Annotated in this window: 2 protein-coding genes and 1 pseudogene; all 3 read right to left on the reverse strand. The window is 61.2% G+C overall.

Annotation, left to right across the window (positions count from 1 at the left end; genetic code table 11):
- Positions 1–739 (reverse strand): MCE family protein (locus WAW17_RS15365; RefSeq protein ID WP_422333811.1); only part of this gene is annotated, 739 nt, incomplete at its 3' end.
- A gap of 1 nt (position 740) precedes the next feature.
- A complete protein-coding gene (locus WAW17_RS15370; RefSeq protein ID WP_422333812.1) occupies positions 741–1,874 on the reverse strand; it encodes an MCE family protein in 1,134 nt (377 codons plus the stop codon).
- Positions 1,875–1,876: 2 nt separating this feature from the next.
- Positions 1,877–2,258 (reverse strand): annotated as a pseudogene (locus WAW17_RS15375) (mammalian cell entry protein); the annotation flags it as partial.

Here is a 2,258-nt window from a genome sequence, read left to right on the forward strand (position 1 = left end):
CCGTCGCCACCACATTGCGGACGTGCGCGTCCTGGTTGCGGAGTTGGTTCGTGATATCTGCAAGGTGGCGCGACCATTGTCCGATGGAATCCGAGGTGTTCGCCTGCGACTGCAGCACCGGCACCGACTGGTCGATCAGTGTGAGCAGCGGACCGAGGTTCTCACGTGCCTGACCGGTCAGCGAGGATGCGCCGTCGAGGAGTCGGGACAGTTCCGGACCGGTGCCGTTCAACGCGTTGTAGGCTTCGTCGACGACCGTCCCGAGGTCCTCCTTCGGTATCGCGGCGAGACTCCTCTGCGTGGTGTCGAGGAGTGTGGCGATGTCCGGTGGTACCGACGCTCGCTCTATCGGAATCACGTCGCCGTCCTCGAGCGGCGCCGAAACACCCTTGCGCGGAATCAGTTCGACGTACTGTTCGCCGATGGCAGACCGGCTGTGGACCTGTGCGTCGAGGTCCGACGGGATATCGGTGCCGGATGTCAGGGAGAGCGTCGCTTCGACTCCAGCATCCGTCAGCTTCAGCGCCTCAACCTTGCCCACCTCCACTCCCTGGAACGTGACGTTGGCAGTCTGATACAGCCCTCCGGTGACAGGAAGTTCCACCGTCACCGTGTAACGGCCGATACCGAAGAGGGTGGATGGCAAACGCATGTAGCTGAATGCCATCACGGCGCCGGCAACGAGTGTGACAACGACGAAGACAGCGAGTTGAATGCGGGTCCGCTTACTCAGATGCATGTCAGTAGTTCCCTGTCGAATACGGGAACGTCAGCGGGTTCCCACGTGTGGCCGGGCTTGGTTGAATACCGACCGTTCGACCGAGAACGGCTTCGATGCCGGTCAGCTTCCCTTCCAAGGGCGTTCCGACGAGGAGGGACGAATCCAAGCGGCTGAGGGTCAGGTCGATCACACCCGTGAGGTTGGCGTAGTCACCCCGCATCCAGTAAGGCATCGTCTCGTTCGGCCACGGGTACGTCAGAAGGTAACTCATGGAGCGGGTCAATGCGGGACCGGCGTCAGCCAGTGACTTCAACACCGGTCCGACGTTCTGCAGGTTCGTCACGAGCGCATCTTGACTCTGGTTGATCGTGTCCGTGGCGATGGCGCTGAACCGCCCGATACCGTCCAGTGCGTCGACGAGTTTCTGGCGTTGATCACTGAGCACCGTCAATGCGCCAGGGATGGTCTGCAGTGCCGTGTCCACAACTTCACGCTGATCGGCGACCTGGCTTGTGAGCTCATTCAGGCTCTCGGTGGCGCGGATGATGTCCGTGCTCTGATCGTTGAGTCGTGTCATGAACGTGTCGAGCTGGGTGATGAGACTGCGGATGCCGTCTTCGCGTCCCGCGAATGCTTTGTTCAACGATTGGTTTATTTCCTGCAACTGTCCCAGCCCGCCGCCGTTGAGAACAACCGACAACGACGCGAGAGTCTGCTCCGTGGTCGGATACGCGCCGGCACTTTCCAATGGAATCATCGCGCCCTGTTGGAGTCGACCGGTCGCCGCCACCTCTGTCGGCGAGGCAAGCTCGATGTGCATCGACCCGAGCAGGCTCGTTTGACCTACTTTCGCCGTGGCGTTGGCGGGCAGGTCCACGTCGCCTTCCAATCGCATGGTCACCAGAGCGTGCCAATCCTGACGTTCGATTTTCGTGACGTTTCCGACGGTGACGTCGCCCACCCGCACTCGTGAATTCTGCGCAATGGTAGAGACATCGGGCAGCTGCGCCTGAATCTCGAATGATCCTTCACCCCCACCGGCGGTTCCGGGGAGTGGCAACGAATTCATTCCCCGCCAATCGCCGCAGCCGGAGACGGATACGCCGAGAACGAGGATGACGAACCCGGCCAGCACTCTTCGACTTCGCGGCATCTTCACCGTCCTCCTCCCGGGATCAGCAGATCTTGCACACCGACGGCCGGAAGCGTGCTTTTCGCCGGCGTCGTCGCGGCGGGTTTCAAACTCTCTTCGCTGTAAGTGATCTCGTCCGGTCGCGCGACGGCGCCACTCAGAACGTTCTCGCCCACCGGAGGAAAATTGACAGCCAGGTTCCTCAGGACAGGTCCGAGATATTGGGCGCACAGTTTCGCCGACTCCTCCGCTCCCTTCTGGGCAGCTGCCTGAACGCCCGCGCAGATGAACTGAACAGGATTCGCGAAGTTGTTCATCGCCAGAATTCCGGTCAGCACCCCCTGCGCGGGTTGGTAGATGTTGACGTAGTTCTGGAACGCGTTCGGAGCGACGTGCAGAACCTGC

Source organism: Rhodococcus sp. (in: high G+C Gram-positive bacteria) (genome assembly GCF_049286785.1).
Lineage (GTDB): Bacteria > Actinomycetota > Actinomycetes > Mycobacteriales > Mycobacteriaceae > Rhodococcus_F.